This window comes from Bradyrhizobium sp. 2TAF36 (genome assembly GCF_052114925.1).
Lineage (GTDB): Bacteria > Pseudomonadota > Alphaproteobacteria > Rhizobiales > Xanthobacteraceae > Bradyrhizobium > Bradyrhizobium barranii.
The window spans coordinates 1-20361 of record NZ_JBFRFR010000109.1 but is presented as its reverse complement, the minus strand read 5'-3'; the positions used below and the strand labels follow the sequence as shown (position 1 = coordinate 20361).

At 63.1% G+C, this 20361-nt stretch carries 19 protein-coding genes and 1 tRNA gene; 9 read left to right on the top strand and 11 right to left on the bottom strand.

The features are described from left to right. The 3 genes from AB4Z51_RS39740 to AB4Z51_RS39730 form a co-directional block, all read right to left on the bottom strand. Positions 1-246: 4Fe-4S dicluster domain-containing protein (locus AB4Z51_RS39740; RefSeq protein WP_441499295.1), on the bottom strand; the 246-nt coding region annotated here is incomplete at its 3' end. A gap of 11 nt (positions 247-257) precedes the next feature. Next, positions 258-3212: a formate dehydrogenase subunit alpha gene (locus tag AB4Z51_RS39735; RefSeq protein WP_441499294.1), complete on the bottom strand. Its 2955-nt coding sequence runs from the start codon at positions 3210-3212 to the stop codon at positions 258-260. A 799-nt stretch (positions 3213-4011) separates the two neighbouring features. Next, positions 4012-6051 (bottom strand): TonB-dependent receptor, encoded by a 2040-nt coding sequence (locus AB4Z51_RS39730; protein WP_205124591.1) that lies wholly within the window; start codon positions 6049-6051, stop codon positions 4012-4014. A gap of 631 nt (positions 6052-6682) precedes the next feature. On the opposite strand from AB4Z51_RS39730, the gene AB4Z51_RS39725 reads away from it, so the two are divergent. Then, on the top strand, positions 6683-7813 hold the full coding sequence (locus AB4Z51_RS39725; protein WP_441499293.1) for a PepSY-associated TM helix domain-containing protein: 1131 nt from the start codon (positions 6683-6685) through the stop codon (positions 7811-7813). A 189-nt stretch (positions 7814-8002) separates the two neighbouring features. Here the strand turns inward: AB4Z51_RS39725 and AB4Z51_RS39720 are convergent. Further along, positions 8003-8089 (bottom strand) — tRNA-Leu (locus AB4Z51_RS39720). 163 nt (positions 8090-8252) lie between these two features. Between AB4Z51_RS39720 and AB4Z51_RS39715 the strand changes: the two genes are divergently transcribed. Beyond that, a complete protein-coding gene (locus AB4Z51_RS39715; RefSeq protein ID WP_135214016.1) occupies positions 8253-9218 on the top strand; it encodes a complex I NDUFA9 subunit family protein in 966 nt (321 codons plus the stop codon). Between the two features lie 126 nt (positions 9219-9344). On the opposite strand, the gene AB4Z51_RS39710 is transcribed toward AB4Z51_RS39715, so the two are convergent. The 3 genes from AB4Z51_RS39710 to AB4Z51_RS39700 all read right to left on the bottom strand — a co-directional run bounded on the left by AB4Z51_RS39710 (position 9345) and on the right by AB4Z51_RS39700 (position 12322). Next, entirely contained in the window at positions 9345-10085 is a 741-nt protein-coding gene (locus tag AB4Z51_RS39710) for an SDR family oxidoreductase (protein WP_135214015.1), read from the bottom strand. A gap of 3 nt (positions 10086-10088) precedes the next feature. Next, entirely contained in the window at positions 10089-11414 is a 1326-nt protein-coding gene (locus tag AB4Z51_RS39705; RefSeq protein WP_135214014.1) for an FAD-binding oxidoreductase, read from the bottom strand. Positions 11415-11515: 101 nt separating this feature from the next. Continuing rightward, positions 11516-12322: an undecaprenyl-diphosphate phosphatase gene (locus AB4Z51_RS39700; protein ID WP_063980219.1), complete on the bottom strand. Its 807-nt coding sequence runs from the start codon at positions 12320-12322 to the stop codon at positions 11516-11518. Positions 12323-12491: 169 nt separating this feature from the next. On the opposite strand from AB4Z51_RS39700, the gene AB4Z51_RS39695 reads away from it, so the two are divergent. From AB4Z51_RS39695 to AB4Z51_RS39685, 3 genes are all read left to right on the top strand, one after another. After that, positions 12492-13184: a glutathione S-transferase family protein gene (locus AB4Z51_RS39695; protein ID WP_063980220.1), complete on the top strand. Its 693-nt coding sequence runs from the start codon at positions 12492-12494 to the stop codon at positions 13182-13184. Next, positions 13133-14308, top strand: a complete 1176-nt coding sequence (gene queG, locus AB4Z51_RS39690; RefSeq protein WP_135214013.1) for a tRNA epoxyqueuosine(34) reductase QueG — start codon at positions 13133-13135, stop codon at positions 14306-14308. Before AB4Z51_RS39695 ends, queG begins: the two co-directional genes overlap by 52 nt. A gap of 184 nt (positions 14309-14492) precedes the next feature. Then, positions 14493-15290, top strand: coding sequence for an acyl-CoA thioesterase domain-containing protein (locus tag AB4Z51_RS39685; protein ID WP_135214012.1), 798 nt, complete (start codon positions 14493-14495; stop codon positions 15288-15290). A gap of 66 nt (positions 15291-15356) precedes the next feature. Here the strand turns inward: AB4Z51_RS39685 and AB4Z51_RS39680 are convergent, their stop codons facing one another. After that, positions 15357-15824, bottom strand: coding sequence for a nuclear transport factor 2 family protein (locus tag AB4Z51_RS39680; protein WP_135214011.1), 468 nt, complete (start codon positions 15822-15824; stop codon positions 15357-15359). A 192-nt stretch (positions 15825-16016) separates the two neighbouring features. Next, entirely contained in the window at positions 16017-16805 is a 789-nt protein-coding gene (locus tag AB4Z51_RS39675; protein ID WP_135214010.1) for an alpha/beta hydrolase, read from the bottom strand. 248 nt (positions 16806-17053) lie between these two features. On the opposite strand from AB4Z51_RS39675, the gene infC reads away from it, so the two are divergent. Beyond that, positions 17054-17593, top strand: coding sequence for a translation initiation factor IF-3 (gene infC / locus AB4Z51_RS39670; protein WP_071917037.1), 540 nt, complete (start codon positions 17054-17056; stop codon positions 17591-17593). A 63-nt stretch (positions 17594-17656) separates the two neighbouring features. On the opposite strand, the gene AB4Z51_RS39665 is transcribed toward infC, so the two are convergent. Then, positions 17657-18061: a hypothetical protein gene (locus AB4Z51_RS39665; RefSeq protein ID WP_085404991.1), complete on the bottom strand. Its 405-nt coding sequence runs from the start codon at positions 18059-18061 to the stop codon at positions 17657-17659. A 271-nt stretch (positions 18062-18332) separates the two neighbouring features. On the opposite strand from AB4Z51_RS39665, the gene rpmI reads away from it, so the two are divergent. After that, a complete protein-coding gene (gene rpmI / locus AB4Z51_RS39660) occupies positions 18333-18533 on the top strand; it encodes a 50S ribosomal protein L35 (protein ID WP_008539890.1) in 201 nt (66 codons plus the stop codon). Positions 18534-18621: 88 nt separating this feature from the next. Beyond that, entirely contained in the window at positions 18622-18981 is a 360-nt protein-coding gene (gene rplT / locus AB4Z51_RS39655) for a 50S ribosomal protein L20 (RefSeq protein ID WP_014490867.1), read from the top strand. A gap of 26 nt (positions 18982-19007) precedes the next feature. Here rplT and AB4Z51_RS39650 read toward each other — a convergent pair whose 3' ends face one another. Continuing rightward, positions 19008-19415 (bottom strand): hypothetical protein, encoded by a 408-nt coding sequence (locus AB4Z51_RS39650; RefSeq protein WP_441499292.1) that lies wholly within the window; start codon positions 19413-19415, stop codon positions 19008-19010. Positions 19416-19551: 136 nt separating this feature from the next. Here AB4Z51_RS39650 and AB4Z51_RS39645 point away from each other — a divergent pair. Continuing rightward, a partial coding sequence (locus AB4Z51_RS39645) for a phenylalanine--tRNA ligase subunit alpha (protein WP_441499291.1) occupies positions 19552-20361 on the top strand: 810 nt, incomplete at its 3' end.

Genomic DNA, 20361 nt, shown 5'->3' with positions numbered 1-20361 from the left:
GTGCAGGACGATGCCGTCTTCGGTCGGATAGATGCACTTGACCGGACACACCGACGCGCAAGGCGCATCGGTACAGTGCATGCAGGCCATCGACACTGACCGCTCGCCGGGCTTGCCGTCATTGATCGTGACGACGCGCCGCCGATTGATGCCCCAAGGCACTTCGTTCTCGTTCTTGCAGGCGGTCACACAGGCATTGCAGTCGATGCAACGGTCCGCATCGCACAGGAATTTCATGCGTGCCATGGTCTAACCTCTCATGCGGCCCTGATCTGACACAGCGTGGCTTTCGGCTCCTGCATGCCGGTGGCAGGATCATAGCCATAGGTCGTCAGCGTGTTGTTGCTCTCGCCGAGCACGATGGGATCGGCYCCCGTTGGATATTTCGCSCGAAGGTCGGCTCCCTCGTACCAGCCGGCGAAATGGAACGGCATCCAGGCAACGCCCTTGCCGACGCGTTCAGTCACCTGCGCCTTCATCCGGGCCCGCGAGCTGTTCTCTGCACCGGTCACCCAAACCCAGCCGCCATCGACGATGCCGCGCTCGGCTGCGTCCGCCGGATTGATCTCGACGTACATGTGCTGCTTCAGTTCGGCGAGCCATCTGTTGGACCGCGTTTCCTCGCCACCGCCTTCGTATTCAACCAGACGGCCCGAGCTCAGGATCAGCGGGAACTGCTTCGAGATTGCGCGATCGACGGCGGCCTTCTGCACGGAGAAGCCGATATTGGGCACGCGGAATTGCTTCGCGTCCGGCAAGGTCGGATAGTCGGCGACGAGGTCGGGACGCGGCGTGTAGATCGGCTCGCGATGCACCGGAACCGGATCGGGAAGATTCCACGCGATCATGCGGGCCTTGGCGTTTCCGTAAGGCGAACACCCGTGTTCGATCGCGACCCGCTGGATGCCGCCGGACAGATCGGTCGACCATGACACCTTGTCGGGATCGGCCGGATTGATGCGCTCGATCACCTCGCGTTCTTGCGCCGTGAGGTCCTTGTCCCAGCCGAGCTTCTTCAGCACGCCAAGGGTGAACTCGGGATACCCGTCCTTGATCTCCGAACCGACGGAGTACGAGCCCTCGGCAAGAAGATTATCGTGATCTTCCCGCTCCACCTCCTGCCCGTTCTCCATCACCTTGCGCTTCACGACGCGCTCGACTCCGAACCGCGCGCGGAAGGTGCCGCCGCCCTCTTTCACCGAAAGATTGGTGTTGTAGAGGATCGGCGTGCCCGGATGCCTGTACTCGGGCGTGCCCCAGCACGGCCATGGCAGGCCGTAATAATCTCCACCAACCTCCGGATCGTCCTTCGGCGCCCGCAGCGTCACCAGATCGAACTTGTGCTGGTTTCTCATGTGGGCCTTGAGCCGCTCCGGCGACTGGCCGCAATAGCCGGTCGACCAGCCGCCCCGGTTGATCTCGCGCAGGATGTCCTCCGCCGAGACTGCGCCGTTCTCGACCTTGATGTTCTTGAACATCAGGTCGGCAAATCCGAACTTGCGGGCGAACAGGTACATGGTGTCGTAGTCGTTCTTCGATTCGAAGACCGGATCGACGATCTTTTCGCCCCATTGCAGGGAGCGGTTGGAGTTGGTGCGCGAACCTTCCATCTCGAAACTCGTGCAGGCCGGCAGGAGGTAAGTGCCGTTCTTGCGCTCCGACAGCACCGACCACGCGGTCGGATAGGGATCGCAGACCACCAGCAACTCCAGCTTCTCGATGCCCTTCACCGCTTCCGGCATCCGCGTGATGGTGTTGACGCCATGGCCCATGATGAACATGGCCTGCACCGGATTGGGCTGGCTGATCTGATTCTTCGGGAGCAGGGTTGCGTCGAACCAGCGCGTGCTGGGAATGCCAGGCGTTTCCATCAGCTTCTTGTCGGGGAAGCGCGACTTCATCCAGTCGTAGTCGACCTCCCATACCCGGCACCAATGCCGCCAGGCCTCCTCGGCAAGACCGTAGTACAGCGGCAGCGACGTGACATCGAGACCGAGATCGGTTGCACCCTGCACGTTGGTGTGGCCGCGGAAAATGTTGGCGCCTGCGCCGGGCAGCCCCATGTTGCCGGTGGCGAGCAGCAACAGGCAGCTGGCGCGGACATTGGCGGTGCCGGTGGTGAACTGGGTCTGCCCCATCGCCCAGATCAGGGTGGACGGCTTCTGTTTGGCGAACAGTTCGGCGACGTGCTTGACCTGCGCCTCCGGCAGGCCGGTCACGCGCTCGACCTCCTTGGGCGGCCACTTCGCAACCTGCTTCCGGACCTCATCCAGGCCATAGACGCGCTGAGCGAGGAATTCCTTGTCCTCCCAGCCATTCTCGAAAATGTGCCACAGCATGCCGTAGATCGTGGCGATATGCGTGCCGGGGCGAACCCGGACATATTCGGTCGCGTGCGCAGCGGTCCGCGTCATCCGGGGATCGACCACGATCATGTTGGCGCGGTTGAGCTCCTTGCCTTCAAGAATGTGCTGCAGCGAAACCGGATGGGCCTCGGCTGGATTGCCACCCATCAGCAGGATGGTCTTGGCGTTGCGGATGTCGTTGTAGCTGTTGGTCATCGCGCCGTAGCCCCAGGTATTGGCTACACCGGTGACCGTCGTGGAGTGGCAGATCCGCGCCTGATGATCGGAATTATTGGTGCCCCAGAACGCCGCAAGCTTGCGATTGAGATAAGCGGCCTCGTTGGTGAACTTGGCGGAGCCAAGCCAATAGACCGAGTCGGGCCCCGCCTTCTGGCGGATATCCAGCAGCTTGTCGCCGATCTCGTCGATCGCCGTCTCCCAGGAGATGCGCGTCCACTGTCCGTTGACGAGCTTCACGGGGTAACGCAGGCGTCGTTCGTTCAACACGTCGTCGCGAACTGCCGCACCCTTGCAGCAATGCGAGCCGCGATTGATCGGACTGTCGTAGTCGGGCTCCTGCCCGATCCATACGCCGTTGGCGACCTTGGCAATCACCGAGCAACCGACCGAGCAGTGCGTGCAGACGTTCTTGCGGGTCGTGACCGTTGCGCCGACAGGTGGCGGCGGACCGGCTTCGGCCTTGCGCACGCTGTGCAGCGCGAGCTCACCCACCGCGGCCAATGCACCGGCCGTGACTCCAGAGCGCTTCAGGAACGTCCGTCGGTCCAGTTTCGCCGATGCTGCGTCGGCCGCCGCATCGAAAAGCCTGGCACGCTCCGGACGACGATCGGACTTCCTGATCAGCACGGAAGTCTCCTATCGAGCGGGATAGCTGTTGACGCGATAGAAATTCCTGACTTCCTGGGAGTCAGGTCGATAGCGAGCCTTCCGCTTCTGATCGAGATCAACGGGCTTTGCGGAAGCCGCCGCCGGCAACAATTGGCCGGCACCCAACGCACCGGCACCGACAATCGTCAGCCGAAGCAAGTCACGTCGAAGAAGCTTTGGCGCTTGATCATTCTTCAACGAAGCACACTCCCTGTCGGGGTCAGGCCTTCCCGAAGGCTATCCGAGTTTTGCGCCGGACATCAATCACAGACCTGCGTTGCATAATCTGCAGGAGCAGCCGTGCACGCAGCTTTGCGCTTGTGTTACCGCAGCAAGCAGTCGATCGTCGTCAACATCATTGTTATCAGCCGTTCGGCTCTGCAGATTGTCGTGCGAATTGGAAACGGCGAAACATCGAGCAGGTGATTGCCGGACGGGTGACGTCACACGCGTCGCGAGTGACGAACTCGCGATCGATACGAATGATACGTCGACATCGTGAGCGATCGCGGAAATCCGCGTCGGGTCGGCGGGGCCGCGCCCCTTCGTTGCGCATTTGAGGTCACGCAACACAAGGATGCGATTTATCTATCTGGAAATGCTGGGTATCCAGAAAAAGCTGGCGCCCCGGAAAGGACTCGAACTTTCACGGCCGCGAAGGCACCTGAAGCCAGAGCGTCTACCAATTCCACCCACCTGCGCGCCGTTTGGGGCACGGAGGCGGTTACCATGGTTCGGTGACGCGCTTGGCGCAGGACGATGCGCCTCTCTGGCAGCGTCAGAAGTCAACCGTCATTGACAACCACAACGTACGCGGCATGCCGCTGATCACATAACCAGTCGGATTGCCGATCCAATAGCGTTTGTCGAAGAGGTTCGTGAGCGATGCACGGAACGTGGTGGGTCGTCCCGCCAGCTGGGTTGCGTAACGTGCACCAATGTCGAACGTCATCCAGGCCGGAACACTTTGGATGTTGTCAGCGCTGACATAGGCTTGGCTGGTGTAGATGGTACGCGCCGTCGCGGTCAGCCCGGGCAGGAACGGAGTGTCCCACTCGACACCGAGATTGCTCTGCCATTCCGGTGCGCCGATGGCACGGTTGCCATCATGGAGGTGCCCTTCAGTCTTTGTCAGCCGCGCGTCAAGGTAAGTCACCCCTCCCAGGACGCGGATCCCGGGCCCGACTTCACCGAACGTATTGAACTCGATGCCCCGGTTCCTTTGCTCACCATCGAGACTGAAGATCCTGGTAACCGGATCGGTCGCGCCGCTCGGCAAGCTGATCTGGAATGCCGCGAGGCTCGCGCCGAAGCCTCCGAGATCGAGCTTGGTTCCGACTTCATACTGCTTTGTCTTGAAGGGCGCGAACACCGCATTGGTGTTGGCGGCGCCGGACGGCGGCGTTGGTCCAGGCGTGAGGCCTTCGATGTAGTTGGCGTAGAAGGACAGCTCCTTGATCGGCCGAACCAGCAGCGCCACGGAAGGCGACGTGGCGCTCTGATCGTAGTGGGTCGTTTCCAGGCCGCTCACGGGGGCATAGCTGTTCGCGATGACCTGCTGCTGTCGCGCTCCGACGATCACCTGAAGCATCCCGTTCATCATCGAGAGCGTATCGGCAACGCCGACACTTCTCAGACCGAGGAAATCCGACTTCCCCTCAGGGAATGAAGACACCGGGGTGCCCGGACTCGCCAGCAGGGTCGGCGTGTAGATGTTGGTAAGATAGTTTCCGTAATTGGTCTGACCGAGCCAGTCAGTGCGGTTCATGGCGCTGCCGCTGACAACGACCTCATGACCGACCGGACCTGTGTCGAAACGCGCCCGCACGCCGGCTTCGCCCGATACGCCGTCGTTTTTGCCGGTCTGGAAGCGAGAGGTCGAGAGGGCATCGCCTGCCGTGTTTAGAATGGTGGCGCCGGGGGCTTCCTGCTTGTCGAAGGTGAATTGGTTGGCGCCGATTGCGCCGAACACGGTGACATTATTCGACACATCATATTCGGCGCGCGTAAGCCCGGTGAGGCTCTTCGCGCGGGCATAGTCGAACGGCTGGGCGAGGTTGATGCGGGGGTCTGGAGCATTCGGCACCGCGATGCCAGTGACGGGCGTGTAGCCGCGAGCTGCCGCTTTCATCCAGTCGTCCTGATAGATGACATCGGCGGACCACCTGAAGCGCTCGCCCCGATAGTCAACGCCAAGCGAACCGACTCCGTCGCGTACCGACTGACGGTCGATCGTCGTATTGCCGCCATCGATCCCGCCGTTGAAACGAACGCCCCATTCGCGCTGTTCGCCGTAGCGGCGCGCCACGTCGATTTCCGTGCCAAACCGCGCATTCGAGATGTAGCCGGCAGTCAGACGCGTCAGGTCCTCGTTTGCCCGTTTGGTCACGACATTGACGCTGCCGCCGATGCTGCCGGACGGAGCCATGCCATTGAGGAACGCCCCGGGTCCCTTGAGCAGTTCGATGCGCTCGATCGGCGCAGGGTTGATCCGGTAAGCCGGCACGAGGCCGTACAGCCCATTCAGCGCGATCTCGCTGTTCTCGACCCGGAAGCCGCGAATGGTCAGCGCGTCATAGCGATTGCTGCTGCCGATCGCCGCCCGTACTGACGGATCGGAATTGGTCAGGACCTCGGCGACACTGGTCGCCTGCTGATCGCGGATGGTCTTTTCCGTGTAGCTCGTGAGGCTATATGGCGTTTCCATATAATCCCTGTTGCCGAGCAGGCCGACCTGTCCGCCCCTTGCGACTTGCCCTCCAACATACGGCACCGGCAACGCTGCCTGTTTTGCTCCAAGCGTGGCAGGCGCGCTCATCACTGGCGCGTTCTCACGTCGCTCTGCCCGCCGCGTCGTCGCAGCGCGCGATGTATTGGATGACCGCTGTCGCCGCGCGAGAGAGGCTCGCTGCTCAGGCGCGACGACGGTCACGGGAGGGAGTGACTGTCCGGACGTCGCCGATTGTTGGCGGCCCGACTGCTGTGCGACGGATGAGGTCGTGGTCAAAAACACTGACACGCACGCAAGCCCGAATGCGCGCGAGAAGGTCACGTCGTTAAGCATGCAGTCCCCGGAGTCTTTTCTTCTTGATGCCCCGTCCCAGACACGAATCGCTTGGGACGAGAGCGAATAAGCATTCGGGAAATTCCATGCCAACTAGAAGGCGTCTAAGCTTCCAGGTGATCCTGGCGCGCCGCTCTACGTTTCGATTTCACATCGCATCGATTGTTGGTAAGCGCGAAAGCCTTTTGCTGCCGCCCGAACGCACGATTCGAAAAACTTCGTAAGACCGCAACGCGCCGGATGTGATCGTGACGAGCCATGAGGCAGACCGCGCGAAACCACCGCGGTCAATTGTCACAGACGCGCAATTGCTGGGGACTCAAGACCCGACATGACATCGCTACTGGTAAATGCGTCGCGTACCGCCGCGCGGAAGCGACCCAACATGCGATCGCTGCGGACGTGGGCCGGCATCCACCGCTGGACGAGCATCATCTCGACGCTGTTCCTGCTGATCCTCTCGCTGACGGGCTTGCTGCTGATATTTCAAAAGGAGATCGACGAGGCGTTTGGTTCATCGGGAATGTTGGCCGAAGTCCCGGAAAGCAAGGGCGCGCCAACGCTTGATTCCATCGTCGCGGCAGCGCTGGCGCGACACCCCGGCGATACGATGATCTCACTCGAATTTGCAAAGCGGTGGCCAATCGTAGAGACGCGCTCAGCGCCAACTCCGGATGGCGGCCCCACCCAGATCCACCGCGAGGCGATCGACCTTCGCACCGGTCAGCTCACAACGATGCCGCAACGACGTAGTCCCGTGATGCAATTCCTGCATACGCTGCACGCGGATTTGTATCTGGGGCTGCCCGGCGGCTTGTTACTTGCCGGCATGGCACTCGTCGTCATCGCCTCTGTCGTCTCGGGCTTGATACTCTATCCGCCATTCGTCCGCCGATTTGGATTTGGCACGGTTCGCACGAACAAGAGCCGAAAACTATTGTGGCTCGACCTGCACAATCTGACGGGCATCATTACGATGGCATGGCTGCTCCTCGTTGCCACGACCGGAGCAATCAACACCCTGCATGGCCCCGTTTCCACGTCGGTAAGGACGGCCATGTCCGACGAGATTCGGCGGCGGGTCGTCATGACACAGGCAGGGCGAATGGACGAGGTCGATCGGCCTGGGTCAATCGAAGCTGCGATTGCTGCTGCCCGCGGCAAGGTGCCAGCAGCACGAGTGATGTCGTTGTTGTTCCCGAACGCTGAGATCAGTCCGTCCAACCACTACGTGGTTCTGATGAAGGACGGACAAATGATGACACAGGAGCTCTTCTACGCGGTGCTCATCGACGCCCATACCGGTGGCGTGTCTGATGTATTCGAGCCGACGGGCGTTACGAAGGCGCTGCTGATTGCCGAGCCGTTGCATTTTCCGACGACGTTTCCCGGCCTGGCGCCCAAGCTCGTCTGGGCGTTTTTCGACATCGTGACGATCATGGTGCTGGTGAGCGGCTTGTATTTGTGGGCCAGCAAACCGGGCGGTCGCATCCAACGCAAACGCCCTGCGAAATAGGATGCGCTGGTGCCGACACGGCGAGCGTATTCTTGCAAGCCAGGAGCCCGCGGCCGCCATCCTCGCCAGAGGGAACGGATGGGTTGAGCGCGCTCGCCGGGCGAGACAAAACCACGCGTGGCCAAGGGAGCCGTCCAAGCAGGCAGATGGGGCTCAACTAACTGGAATTGCTCATTTTCCAGAATTGTATGGTGCCCAGGAAAGGACTCGAACCTTCACGGCCGTTAAGCCACTGGCACCTGAAGCCAGCGCGTCTACCAATTCCACCACCTGGGCATGCCGTTTGGGGCACGGAGGCGGTTACTACGGTTCGGTGACGCGGTTGTCAAATGCTGCTTGGCACCTGCGCGGCGATGCGGATTGCGCATCGCAAACCGGCCCGATACAAGCCTGATAACACGCACTCTTTCCGCAGGAATGGACCCCAGGAATGGATCCCATGGCATCGAATCTGGAAACTCTCGTCACGGTTTTCGGCGGATCGGGGTTTTTGGGCCGGAATGTCGTCCGCGCGCTGTGCCGGCGGGATTACCGGGTCCGGGTCGCGGTGCGGCGGCCGGAACTGGCCGGGTACCTCCAGCCGTCTGGCAAGGTCGGGCAGGTCCACACCGTGCAGGCGAATCTGCGCTATCCGGCCTCGGTCGAAGCGGCGCTGCGTGATTCGGATATCGTGATCAATCTGGTCGGCATCCTCACCGAGGGCGGCGCGCAGAGCTTTGACGCCGTCCAGGCCAGGGGCGCCGAGACCGTCGCCAAGGCGGCGGCCGCCGCCGGCGCGCGCCTGGTGCATGTCTCCGCGATCGGCGCCGATGCGGAATCGCCCTCGCGCTATGCCAAGGCCAAGGCGGCCGGCGAAGCGGCGGTGCTGGCCGCGGTGCCCTCGGCCACCATCTTCCGTCCCTCCGTGATGTTCGGCCCCGAGGACCAGTTCACCAACCGTTTTGCCGCGCTGGCGCGGATGTCGCCGGTGCTGCCGCTGATCGGCGGCGAGACCAGGATGCAGCCGGTCTATGTCGGCGACGTCGCCACCGCGATCGCGGATGCGGTCGACGGCAAGGCCAAGGCGGGCGCGACCTACGAGCTCGGCGGGCCGGAAGTGCTGACCATGCGCGAGATCATCGAGGCCATTTTGGCCATCACCGACCGCAAGCGGGCGCTGGTCCCGCTGTCGTTCGGCCTTGCTCGCTTCCAGGCCAACTTCCTGCAATTCGCGCCGGGTGCGCTGAAGCTTACGCCGGACCAGGTCACGCTGCTCGAGCACGACAATGTCGTGTCGGAGGCGGCCAAGGCGGCGGGGCTGACGCTGGAAGGCCTCGGCATTGCCGGGGATTCGCTGGAGGCCATCGCCCCGCAATATCTCTGGCGTTTTCGCGCGGCCGGGCAGTTCCAGCGAATGAGCGTTTGAGGTTTCCGCAGCGTCATGGCCGGGCTTGACCCGGCCATCCACGTCTTTCTCACCGCGGCCACCAAGAACGTGGATGCCCGGCACAAGGCCGGGCGTGACGAGACTGTGGTGTGGGTCGCAACCGCCTCAGAACTTCAGCTTCTTGAAAATCGCTTCCGGCAGCGTCTTGATGATGAGCATCACGAGACGCCATTTGCCGCTGACATAGACGACGTCGGTCTTCTTCTCGACGGCGTTGAGGATCGCATCGCCGACGACCGGCGCCTCGACGGTGAGCGGGCCGATCAGCTTCATGCCCTCCGTCATTTTCGTGCGGACGAAGCCGGGTTTTACGGTGACGACATGGACGCCGCCGCGGCTGGCGCGGGCGCGCAGGCCCGACAGGAAGGCGGAGAAGCCTGCCTTCGCCGAGCCGTAGACATAATTGGAAGCGCGGCCGCGATCGCCGGCGACCGAGGACACGCCGACAATCGTGCCATTGCCGCGCGCCAAAAACTTTTCCGCGAACAGGCCGAGAATCAGCGAGGGGCCCTCGTAATTCGAGCGCATGATCGTGGTGGCGTGCGCGAGATCGCTCTCGGCATTTTGCTGCACGCCCAGTAGGCCGACGATCGAGATGACGACATCAGGCAACGCAGCAAGGCCGCTCACAAAACCCTCGAACGAAGCGGTATCGAGCACATCGAATGTGTGGAGGCCAACCTCGACATTGTAGCGCGCGCGCAGATCGGCGGCGTCRGGCTCCAGTGCGGCGACGTCACGGCCCGCGAGGGCGACATCGTATCCGGCCTTGGCAAAGGCGCGCGCGGCGGCGCGGCCGATATCGGAGGAGCCACCGAGCACAATTGCGGACTTGCGTGACGTCACGGCTTAAACCTCATCGAACAGGCGTTGTGAAAGTTTTGAGCGGATGGTCCCGGCGGGATCGAGCGATTTGCGGATCGCGTTGAAGCGCCGCAAGGCCGGATAGCCGGCTTCGAACGTGGCGCGCGACTGGCGTGCATCCTTGGCCAGATAAAGCCGGCCACCGGCGGCGACGACCAGGCGATCGATCTCGTCGAGGAAATTCAGGATGTCGCCCTTCACCGGGAAATCCAGCGCCAGCGTGTAGCCGGGCAGCGGGAACGACAGGATGCCGTCGCCCTGGCCGAGTTTCTTGAGCACCGCGAGGAAGGAGGCATCGCCGCGCCGGGCGACGCGATCGAGGATCTCGCCGAGCACGGCGCGGGCGCCCAGCTCCGGGATCACGCATTGATGCTGGAGAAAGCCGCGCCGGCCGTAGATGCGGTTCCAGTCGGCGATGCTGTCGAGCGGGAAGAAATACGGATAGAGCGAGACCACATGACTGCCCCCGGCGCGCCTTGCACCCATGCGGTAGTAGAGCTCGTTGAAGGCGCGGATGCTGTAGCGGTTCAGCGTCATCGACGGCAGGTCGACGGGCACCGCGAGGCCGGGATTTTTGCCGGCGGGAAATGCACCGGCGCCGTCGGCAATCTCGCCCGTCCTTGCGTGCTCGCCGAGATAGACCAGCGAGCGGCCGAGATCGCCGCCGCGTGCGGCACAATCGATCCAGGCCACCGAATAGGTCGCGGAATCGCCCGCATCGAGCGCGCGCATCGCGGCGTCGAGATCGGATGCGGAGATCACCCGCTCGCGGATCCACCCCGTTTCGACCGGTCGTAGCCGCATCGTCGCCTCGAGGATCACCCCGGTGAGGCCCATGCCGCCGACGGTCGCGAAGAAGGCATCGGGGTTCTGCTCGCGCGAGGCCTCGATGGTCTCGCCCTGCCCGGTGCGCAGCAGGATGCTGTCGACATAGCGGCCGAAACCGCCCTCGCAATGATGGTTCTTGCCGTGGACATCGGCGGCAATGGCGCCGCCAACCGAGACGAAGCGCGTTCCGGGAACCACGAAGGGCAGGAAACCGCGCGGACCAAAGGTGTCGATCAGGTCCGACAGCAGCACACCGGCTTCGAGGCGGATGCGTCCGGTCACGGGATCGAACGACCGGACCCGGTCGAACCCCGTCATCGCGATGGTTCTGATGGCGCCGATCGCGGCATCGCCATAGGCGCGGCCATTACCCCTGGCCACGGAGCCCGTCACCACGGCTTCGCCCACGGCCTCGAACGACCGCGGCCGCAGCAGCTCGCTATCGACGACCGGGAAACGCCCCCAGCCGCTGACGAGGGTCATGGCTCAGCTCCTGTGCCGGGCGCGCGCCGCCCTGCTCTGGAAACTGCCTACCGATCAAAAGCTTATATTGCGTTGAGGCGCGTCAGTGAGTTTTCGAGAGGTTAACGGCCGAGCGCCAGTGCGATCAGGCCGAGCGTGCCGACGATCACGCGCCACCAGGCAAACACCGCGAAGCCGTGGCGGGTGACGTAGCTCAAGAACGTCTTCACCACGATGATCGCGGTGATGAACGACACCACGAAGCCGATCGCGACGATGCCCATGTGGTCCATCGTCATCTCGGAGCGGTTCTTGTAGAAATCGTAGGCGAACGCGCCGATCATGGTGGGGATGGCGAGGAAGAACGAGAACTCCGCCGCCGCGCGCTTGTCGGCGCCCAGAAACATCGCGGCGACGATGCTGGCGCCGGAGCGCGACACGCCCGGGATCATCGCGATGCACTGCGCAATGCCGATATAGAGATACATCAGCAGCGGAAAGCGGGTGGCGTCATGCTCGCGCGCCTTGAGATCGAGCCGATCGACCCACAGCAGGATGGCGCCGCCGACGATCAGCGAGAAGCACACGACCCACGGATTGAACAGCAGGCTCTTGATGTATTTGCCGGCGACGAGGCCGACGATGACCGCGGGCAGGAACGCCACCAGCACGCCGATCACGAAGCGGCGCGCATAGGCGTCGCCGGTGAACATGCCGATCGCGACGTCCCACAATTTCTTGAAGTACAGCACGACGATCGCAAGGATCGCACCGAGCTGGATCAGAACGGTAAACGAATCCCAGAAGGCGCCTTCGCCGAGATGGAAGAAGCGCTCCGCGAGCAGAAGGTGGCCGGTCGAGGACACGGGAAGGAACTCGGTCACACCCTCGATGATGCCGAGGATCACTGCCCGTATTGCGTCTGACATATTTACGGTCCATTTCCGCTGGAAAAGCGGGGCTCTTCTCGCCTATTCGTCCTGCTCTCGCAATCGCAAAATGCGACGTCACGCCCTTGCCTCGCGGTTTTGAAGGACTAGTGTGGCGCCGCACAAACATTGATGGATTCTTAATCACCATCAAATAGTCAAAGGCTTCATGTTTACGCTGTTTCATCATCCGTTCTGCCCGCACTCGCGTTTCATCCGCCTGATCGCGGGAGAATACGGGCTCGAATTGCGGCTGGTCGAAGAACGCAGCTGGGAGCGGCGCGAGGCATTTCTGCTGCTCAATGCGGCCGGCACCACGCCCGTCCTGGTGGACAAGGAACAATCGCCCATACCGGGCGCGGCGATCATCGCCGAATATGTCGACGAGGCCTATGGCGCCGACATGGGACCGAAGCGCCTGATGCCGGAAACCGTCGCCGAGCGCGTCGAGGTGCGCCGGCTGATGGCCTGGTTCAACGAGAAATTCTTCGAGGAGGTCTCGCATCCTCTGGTCACCGAGCGCATCTACAAGCGCTTCATGAGCGAGGAGAACGGCGGCGGCGCACCCTCGGCCGACGTGATGCGAGCCGCCAAGGCCAACGTGCGCTATCATCTGGCCTATATCGGCTGGCTGGCGCAGACGCGGAACTTCCTCGCCGGCGACCGGCTCACCTACGCGGACCTCGCCGCCGCGGCGCATCTCTCGGCGATCGACTATCTGGGCGACGTGCCATGGAGCGAGGACGACGCAGCAAAGGCGTGGTACGCGCGGGTGAAATCCCGCCCGTCGTTCCGTCCGCTGCTGAGCGAATGGCTGGCGGGCGTGCCGGCATCGCGGACCTACGTGGACCTCGACTTCTGAACTCGGATCCGACCGAATTGAAGACGGCGCTTGCAAACGAGGCACGCGCGCTCGGCTTCGACTGCATCGGCATCACCGCATCCGGCACGATCGAGAACGCCGGGAAGCATTTTCTCGAATTCATCGCCTCGGGCGGCCATGGCGACATGGACTGGCTTGCAGCACACCCCGAGCGCCGCGTCGATCCGCGCGGGCTGTGGCAGGACGTGCGCAGCGTCATCATGCTCGGCGTCAATTACGGGCCCGACCAGGATCCGCTCGCGATCCTGCAGCAGCGCACGCGCGCGGCGATCTCGGTCTATGCGCAGGGCGACGACTATCACGATCTCATCAAGAAGCGCTTGAAGGCGCTGGCGCGCTGGCTGGTGGCGACCGCGCCATCGGACGTCAAGGTGTTCGTCGACACCGCGGCGGTGATGGAGAAGCCCTTGGCGCAGGCCGCGCATCTTGGCTGGCAGGGCAAGCACACCAATCTCGTCTCGCGCGAGTTCGGCTCCTGGCTATTCCTCGGCGCGATCTACACGACGCTCGAGCTGCCGCGCGACGACGCCGAGATCGATCATTGCGGCTCGTGCCAGGCGTGCCTCGACATCTGCCCGACGTCGGCGTTTCCGGCGCCCTACAAGCTCGATGCACGGCGCTGCATCTCGTATCTCACCATCGAGAACAAGGGACCGATCCCGCGCGAGCTTCGCAAAGCCATCGGCAACCGCATCTATGGCTGCGACGATTGCCTTGCGGCCTGTCCCTGGAACAAGTTCGCGCAGGAGGGACGCGAGGCAAAGCTCTCCGCGCGCGACGAATTGCGCGCGCCGTCGCTCGCCGAACTCGCACGGCTCGACGATGCATCGTTTCGCGCGCTGTTCACGAAGTCGCCGGTCAAGCGCATCGGCCGCGACCGGTTTTTGCGGAATGTGCTGATCGCGATTGGTAATTCCGGTGAGGCGATGCTGGCGGAGGAGGCGCGGCGATTGCTCGGCGATGAGAGCGCGTTGGTGCGTGGCGCTGCAGTGTGGGCGCTGGAGCAGCTGGTGTCGCGGGAAGAGTTCGATGCAATGAAGTCCGCGGCGGCGAGCATAGAGCGTGACGAAAGCGTGCGTGAGGAGTGGCAAGCCGCTTCCTAATTCTCGGTGTCATGCCCCGGCTTGACCGGGGCATCCAGTACGCCGCGACTTATCGGTTCAATCACGACCGCCTCGGAGTACTGGATCGCCCGGTCAAGCCGGGCGATGACCGCGGTGTTGTTGCTTGCCGCGCGCGTCTCACCGCCCCTTGATTTCCTCACGCGTTTCCTCAAAGTCGCGCGTCATGACAAACATGCCTTTCTTCACCCGCGACGGCGATACATTCCATCCGACGGAAGTGGCCAACGGTCCCTGGGATCCGAAATCGCTGCACGGACGCGTCATCGTCGGACTGCTCGGCTTCGCCATCGAGGAGCGCCATTCCGGCCCCGAATTCGTCCCCGCGCGGCTCACGGTCGACATGTTTCGGCTGCCGACCATCGACAAGCCGATCGAGGTGACGACGCGGCTGGTGCGCGACGGACTACGCATTCGCGTGGTCGAGGCCGAATTTGTCTCCGGCGGCGTCAGCATGGCGCGTGCCTCGTGCCAGCTGCTGCGCAAAACGCAAAATCCGGACGGCAACGTCTGGTCGCCGCCGAACTGGGACGTACCGAAGCCGGACGACATTCCCAAGCCCACCGATCCCAGGCTCGGCATGAACGGCAAATGGACGACGCGGCCGATCGTCGGCCATATGGGCTCGCGCGGTCCGCGCCGGCTCTGGATGAGCGAGGTGCGCGAGCTCGTGGCCGGCGTTCCGATGACGCCGTTCGTGCATGTCGCTGTTGGTGCCGACTTCGCGAGCCCCTTTGCGAATGCCGGCGACAAGGGGCTCGGCTACATCAACAGCGACGTCACGATCTATCTGCATCGGCTGCCGGTGACGAACTGGATCGGCTTCGACGTGGTCAATCACCAGGCGACCGACGGCGTCGCGATCGGCGAATGCTGGCTCTACGACGAGCAGGGCCAGATCGGCACCGCCACCGTCGCCGCGCTGGCACAGCGCAAGCCGATGGCGAATCCGTCGAAGCGATAGTCGTTACTGTCATTCCGGGGCGCGCGCAGCGCGAGCCCGGAATGACAAGAGGAGAGGGCCGCGCGGCTACGCCAGATGCCGCTGCATCTCAGGCCGCGCTTTCAGCTCGGCGCCCTGCTTGCCGACGATCTTCGCAATCCGTTCCGGCGCAAACTTCAGATCGACGAACGCCGGCGCGGTGTTGGCGACCTCGTGATAGCTCACGATCTTGCCGTCGCGCAGCGTCATGATCGCGACGCCCTCGAACATCGCCCGCGCGCCGTTCGCTTCGGCCAAGGTCGAGCGATAGCTGAAGGTGTAGCGCGCATAGAGCGTGGTGCCGTCGGTCACGGGGTCATGCATGTCCCAGCGGAAATCGGTCGCCGTGCGATAGAACCAGTCGTCGACCATCGCTGCGATCTTTTCGCGGCCTTCGAAGGCGCCGTAGAAGACATCGTGATAGACGCCGTCCTCGGTGAAGAGATCCGCGAAGGCTTTTCCGTTACGCTGTTCAACGGCGTCGCAGAAGGTGCGCAGCATCGTGGTGGCGGTCATTGTATTTGCCTCCCAGTGTTTCTTGTTGTGCCCTCTCCCCTTGTGGGAGAGGGCAGCTCCGCTCGTTGACACGCATTCACCTGGGTGAGGGGTCTGTCTCCGCGAGTCCAACTCTCATTCGGACGTGCAGAGACAACCCCTCATCCGGCGCTTCGCGCCACCTTCCCCCACAAGGGGGGAAGGAAGAAACTCTCACCCGATCTCGGCCACCGCGGCAAGAATGCGGGCGATGTCCTGCGGGCGGGAGAGGCGGTGATCGCCGTCCTGGATCATGGTCAGCACCACGTCGTCGGCGGGCAGGCGATGCGTCAGCGCGAATGCGTGCTGCCAGGGCACATCCGGATCCTGCGCGCCCTGGAGGATGCGCACGGGACAGCCGAGATCGATGGCGCTGCCGAGCACGAGGTGATTGCGGCCCTCCTCGATCAGATTCCGCGTGATCGGATAGGGCGAGCCATCGCCATAATCCGACGGCCGCAGCCAGAAGCCCTTGGTCTCGATTTCCTTCTTCACCGCGGGCGAAAAATTCTTCCACATCAGCTCCTCGGTGAAGTCGGGCGCCGGCGCGATCAGCACCAGGCCCGCAAGCGACGCTTGACTGGCCCGCTTCCTGATCTCGCGCGCGAGCAGCAGCGCCATCCAGCCGCCCATGGAGGAACCGATCAGGACCTGCGGGCCGTCGCAGAACCGCTCGAACACCGCCACGCTGTCCTCGAGCCAGCTTCCGATGGTTCCATCGGCGAAATCGCCGCCGGATTCGCCATGGCCGGAGTAATCGAACCGGACCGCGGCGCGGCCATGGTCCGCGGCCCAGGCATCCAGCGCCACGGCCTTGCCGCCCTGCATGTCCGACTTGAACCCGCCGAGCCAGACCAGTCCGGGTCCTCGACCGGCGCGGCTGCGCACCGCGATCCTGCGTGCGGACGGGCCCTCGCCCACATCGATGAAGTCGAGCACGGCTTCGGGAATTGCATTGCTCATGGAACGTTTACTCTGGTTGTTCGGTTTGAACTGTCTGGATGCGTTCCGAGGCCCAGCCCAGCATCGCTATTGCCCTTTGGGACGCTTGCGGAACAGAAGCAAGGTGTCTATGTCCTGCAGCGTGCCCATGGGCGTGACCAAAATGCCTCGCATTTGAGGCTTTTTCGCCTCCCGCACGCGACTTGCTTGCCCGCAAACGCATCTTCCTTCAGACTAGCCGCCTCTTTCACAATTTTGGAGAACCACCCATTCGCCGTCCCAATAAAGCCCCGCCCGTTGCCAGCAAAGACGGGCCGCGCATCAATGATGATATTCGCAATGCGCAAATCCAGCTGATCGATCAGACCGGTGACAACAAGGGCACGGTCGAAACCGTCATGGCCATCCGCATGGCCCAGGAAGCTGGCATGGATCTGGTCGAGATTTCGCCGAATGTCAGCCCTCCCGTCTGCAAGATCATGGACTACGGGAAGTACAAATATTCCGCCCAGAAAAAGGCCGCCGAAGCCCGCAAGCGGCAGAAGATCGTCGAGATCAAGGAGATCAAGCTCCGCCCGATGATCGACGACCACGATTACGACGTGAAGATGCGCGCGATGCAGCGGTTCTTCGAAGAGGGCGACAAGGTCAAGATCACGCTGCGCTATCGCGGCCGCGAAATGGCGCACCAGGAGATCGGCACCAAGCTTCTGGACAAGATCAAGAACGACGTCGCCGAGCTCGCCAAGGTCGAGCAGGACGCCAGGTTCGAGGGCCGTCAGGTCGTCATGGTGCTGGCGCCGCGCTGACGCCGGCTCTTCAGGACTGAGAGTTCAACGGCCCGTCCGGATTTCCGGCGGGCCGTTTGTGTATCAGGACCGGGTCGCATGCCAGATGCCGCTGCAGCGGTCGCCGGAAATGATGCCGTTCCAGGAGCCTGCACCGGCCACCCCGCCGAGCCGGCCGCCTCCACTGGCGTGGGACGCGCCGACCGAGACCTGGACCGCGACGGCGCCGCCGCGACGAACCGTGCCGGAGACCCGGCCACCGCCGGCGGACGACACCCGGCCGCCGGTAACGGTGAAGGGGACACTGTAACCGGAACTGCAATTGCCCCGCGTGGTGGCGAAAGTGACATTCCAGATGCCGTCATAGCTGCCGATACGGGCGTCGGCGGTCGAGGGCAGCATGGCCGTGGCGAGCACGGCAAGCAGCGCCAAGCGGCGCGGGCGGGCGAGGTCCGTCAAGGACGAAAGCGATCGGGGAAAATGGGCCATTTTGGTCTTGCTCCAGGCGACACGGCTTGGACATATGGGTGGTAACTCCGAATAGTCGCCGGGCAGGTTTCGGCGGTTCAGCGTTGCCATTTGGCTTGTCCTCTGTCATAAGCCCAGCCTTCATCGCCCGGCTGATTAAGGGCTGCCGTGGCGGTGTCCGTGTGGGTTTCGCGCTTGTTCGTAAAACCTGAGCACAATCAACGCTCTAACGAGCATTTTTGACGGCCAGCCGCCTTCGCGGGCGGATTTCTGTGGCCATTAGGAGAGCCAAATGCCCAAGCTGAAGACCAAATCGGGCGCTAAAAAGCGCTTCAAGGTGACTGCTACCGGCAAAGTGATGCACGCCCAGCGCGGCAAGCGTCACGGCATGATCAAACGGACGAAGAAGCAGATCCGTCAGCTGCGCGGCACTCGCGTGCTGTTCAAGACCGACGGCGACAACGTCAAGAAGTACTTCTTGCCGAACGCCTGATCGCGTCCAAGATCGTCGAAGATCATTGCCACCTCCGCCGCGCTCGCGCGGCGATCCGAAAACCAAGTCATCTCTGAAGGATTTTGTCATGTCTCGCGTCAAACGCGGTGTGACCGCCCACGCCAAGCACAAGAAAGTCTACAAGGCCGCCAAGGGCTTCTATGGCCGCCGCAAGAACACCATCCGCGCCGCCAAGCCGGCCGTGGAAAAGGCCCAGCAGTACGCGTTCCGTGATCGCAAGCGCAAGAAGCGGACTTTCCGCGCGCTCTGGATCCAGCGTCTCAACGCCGCTGTGCGTCCGTTCGGCCTGACCTACAGCCGATTTATCGACGGTCTCGCCAAGTCGGGCATCACCGTGGACCGCAAGGTGCTGTCGGATCTCGCGATCCACGAGCCTGCGTCGTTCCAGGCGATCGCCGAGAAGGCCAAGGCTGCGCTGGCCGCCTAAGCGGCTGCTTCAGAGCAAGCCCAGCACTAACGGCCGGCTCCGCCGGCCTTCAGCGCACGTCGCGAGTAACGCTGGGCGACCTCCGCCCGGCAGAAGGCCGTGGCCGAGATATACATGGTGCCGGACTTGTTCCGGTACTTCCGGTCGCAGACCCGCAACTCGCGCTGATAGCTGAGCTTCTGCGGCGTTCTCAGCCGGCCGACAAAATCGGCCTCGCACTTCTTCTCGACCGCTTCGCCGAATTGCACGTCGCCGCTGGCGCCGTATGCGCAAGCATCGAACAGCGTCATGGCACGGTCGCAGCTCGGCGCCGCGTTCAGGACCGCGATGATGTCATCCATCGACGTCGATTTGGCCGCGCATTCCTCCGCGGCGTGAGCCGCGCTCCCCAAAAGAACCAAGCTCAAGCCGACCACCCAGGATCGTAAACGCATCGTCTTCTCCCTCGACTTCAGGTTGGTGCCAGCCATGCCTATAGGGTTCAAATGCCCTGCATTTACGACGGCTATACGGCTTGACGTTCCGGCCCGGCTGCGGCCACAACCGGCAGCGTTTTGAAAGGATCCGACCGTGTCCGACCTCGCCAGTCTCGTCCAATCCATCCTCGCGCAGATCAGCGCTGCCGGGGACGAAGCCGCCCTCGAAGCCGTCCGCGTCGCGTCCCTCGGCAAGAAGGGCTCGATCTCGGCCTTGCTCGCAACGCTCGGCAAGATGTCGCCGGACGAGCGCAAGACGCAAGGCGCCGCGATCAACCAGGCCAAGGACGAGGTCACCCAGGCCCTCGCCGCGCGGCGTGACGTGCTGAAGTCGGCGGCGCTCGATGCGCGGCTCGCATCCGAGACCATCGACGTCACCCTGCCGCTGCGCGATGCGCCGACTGAAGCCGGCCGCATCCATCCGCTGAGCCAGGTCTGGGACGAGTTGACGACGATCTTCGCCGACATGGGATTCTCGGTCGCGGAAGGCCCCGACATCGAGACCGACGACTACAACTTCACCAAGCTGAATTTTCCGGAAGGCCATCCCGCCCGCGAGATGCACGACACCTTCTTCTTCCATCCGAAGGAGGACGGCTCGCGCATGCTGCTGCGAACCCACACCTCGCCGGTGCAGGTGCGCACCATGCTGAGCCAGAAGCCGCCGATCCGCGTGATCTGCCCGGGCCGCACCTACCGCATCGATTCGGACGCGACCCACACGCCGCAATTCCACCAGGTCGAAGGCCTCGTCATCGACAAGCACTCGCATCTCGGCCACCTCAAATGGATCCTGCACGAGTTCTGCAAGGCGTTCTTCGAGGTCGACCACATCAACATGCGCTTCCGGCCGTCGTTCTTCCCGTTCACCGAGCCGTCGCTGGATCACCGAGCCGTCGCTGGA

What these genes read in the sequence shown, in the direction of transcription:
- AB4Z51_RS39665 (WP_085404991.1), bottom strand. Translation starts at nt 18,061, where the DNA reads ATGGCCCATTTTCCCCGATCGCTTTCGTCCTTGACGGACCTCGCCCGC.
- rplT (WP_014490867.1), top strand. Translation starts at nt 18,622, where the DNA reads ATGTCTCGCGTCAAACGCGGTGTGACCGCCCACGCCAAGCACAAGAAA.
- AB4Z51_RS39695 (WP_063980220.1), top strand. Translation starts at nt 12,492, where the DNA reads ATGTTTACGCTGTTTCATCATCCGTTCTGCCCGCACTCGCGTTTCATC.
- AB4Z51_RS39685 (WP_135214012.1), top strand. Translation starts at nt 14,493, where the DNA reads ATGACAAACATGCCTTTCTTCACCCGCGACGGCGATACATTCCATCCG.
- AB4Z51_RS39700 (WP_063980219.1), bottom strand. Translation starts at nt 12,322, where the DNA reads ATGTCAGACGCAATACGGGCAGTGATCCTCGGCATCATCGAGGGTGTG.
- AB4Z51_RS39675 (WP_135214010.1), bottom strand. Translation starts at nt 16,805, where the DNA reads ATGAGCAATGCAATTCCCGAAGCCGTGCTCGACTTCATCGATGTGGGC.
- rpmI (WP_008539890.1), top strand. Translation starts at nt 18,333, where the DNA reads ATGCCCAAGCTGAAGACCAAATCGGGCGCTAAAAAGCGCTTCAAGGTG.
- AB4Z51_RS39705 (WP_135214014.1), bottom strand. Translation starts at nt 11,414, where the DNA reads ATGACCCTCGTCAGCGGCTGGGGGCGTTTCCCGGTCGTCGATAGCGAG.
- AB4Z51_RS39730 (WP_205124591.1), bottom strand. Translation starts at nt 6,051, where the DNA reads ATGAGCGCGCCTGCCACGCTTGGAGCAAAACAGGCAGCGTTGCCGGTG.
- AB4Z51_RS39725 (WP_441499293.1), top strand. Translation starts at nt 6,683, where the DNA reads ATGCGATCGCTGCGGACGTGGGCCGGCATCCACCGCTGGACGAGCATC.
- AB4Z51_RS39650 (WP_441499292.1), bottom strand. Translation starts at nt 19,415, where the DNA reads ATGCGTTTACGATCCTGGGTGGTCGGCTTGAGCTTGGTTCTTTTGGGG.
- AB4Z51_RS39715 (WP_135214016.1), top strand. Translation starts at nt 8,253, where the DNA reads ATGGCATCGAATCTGGAAACTCTCGTCACGGTTTTCGGCGGATCGGGG.
- AB4Z51_RS39680 (WP_135214011.1), bottom strand. Translation starts at nt 15,824, where the DNA reads ATGACCGCCACCACGATGCTGCGCACCTTCTGCGACGCCGTTGAACAG.
- queG (WP_135214013.1), top strand. Translation starts at nt 13,133, where the DNA reads ATGGCTGGCGGGCGTGCCGGCATCGCGGACCTACGTGGACCTCGACTT.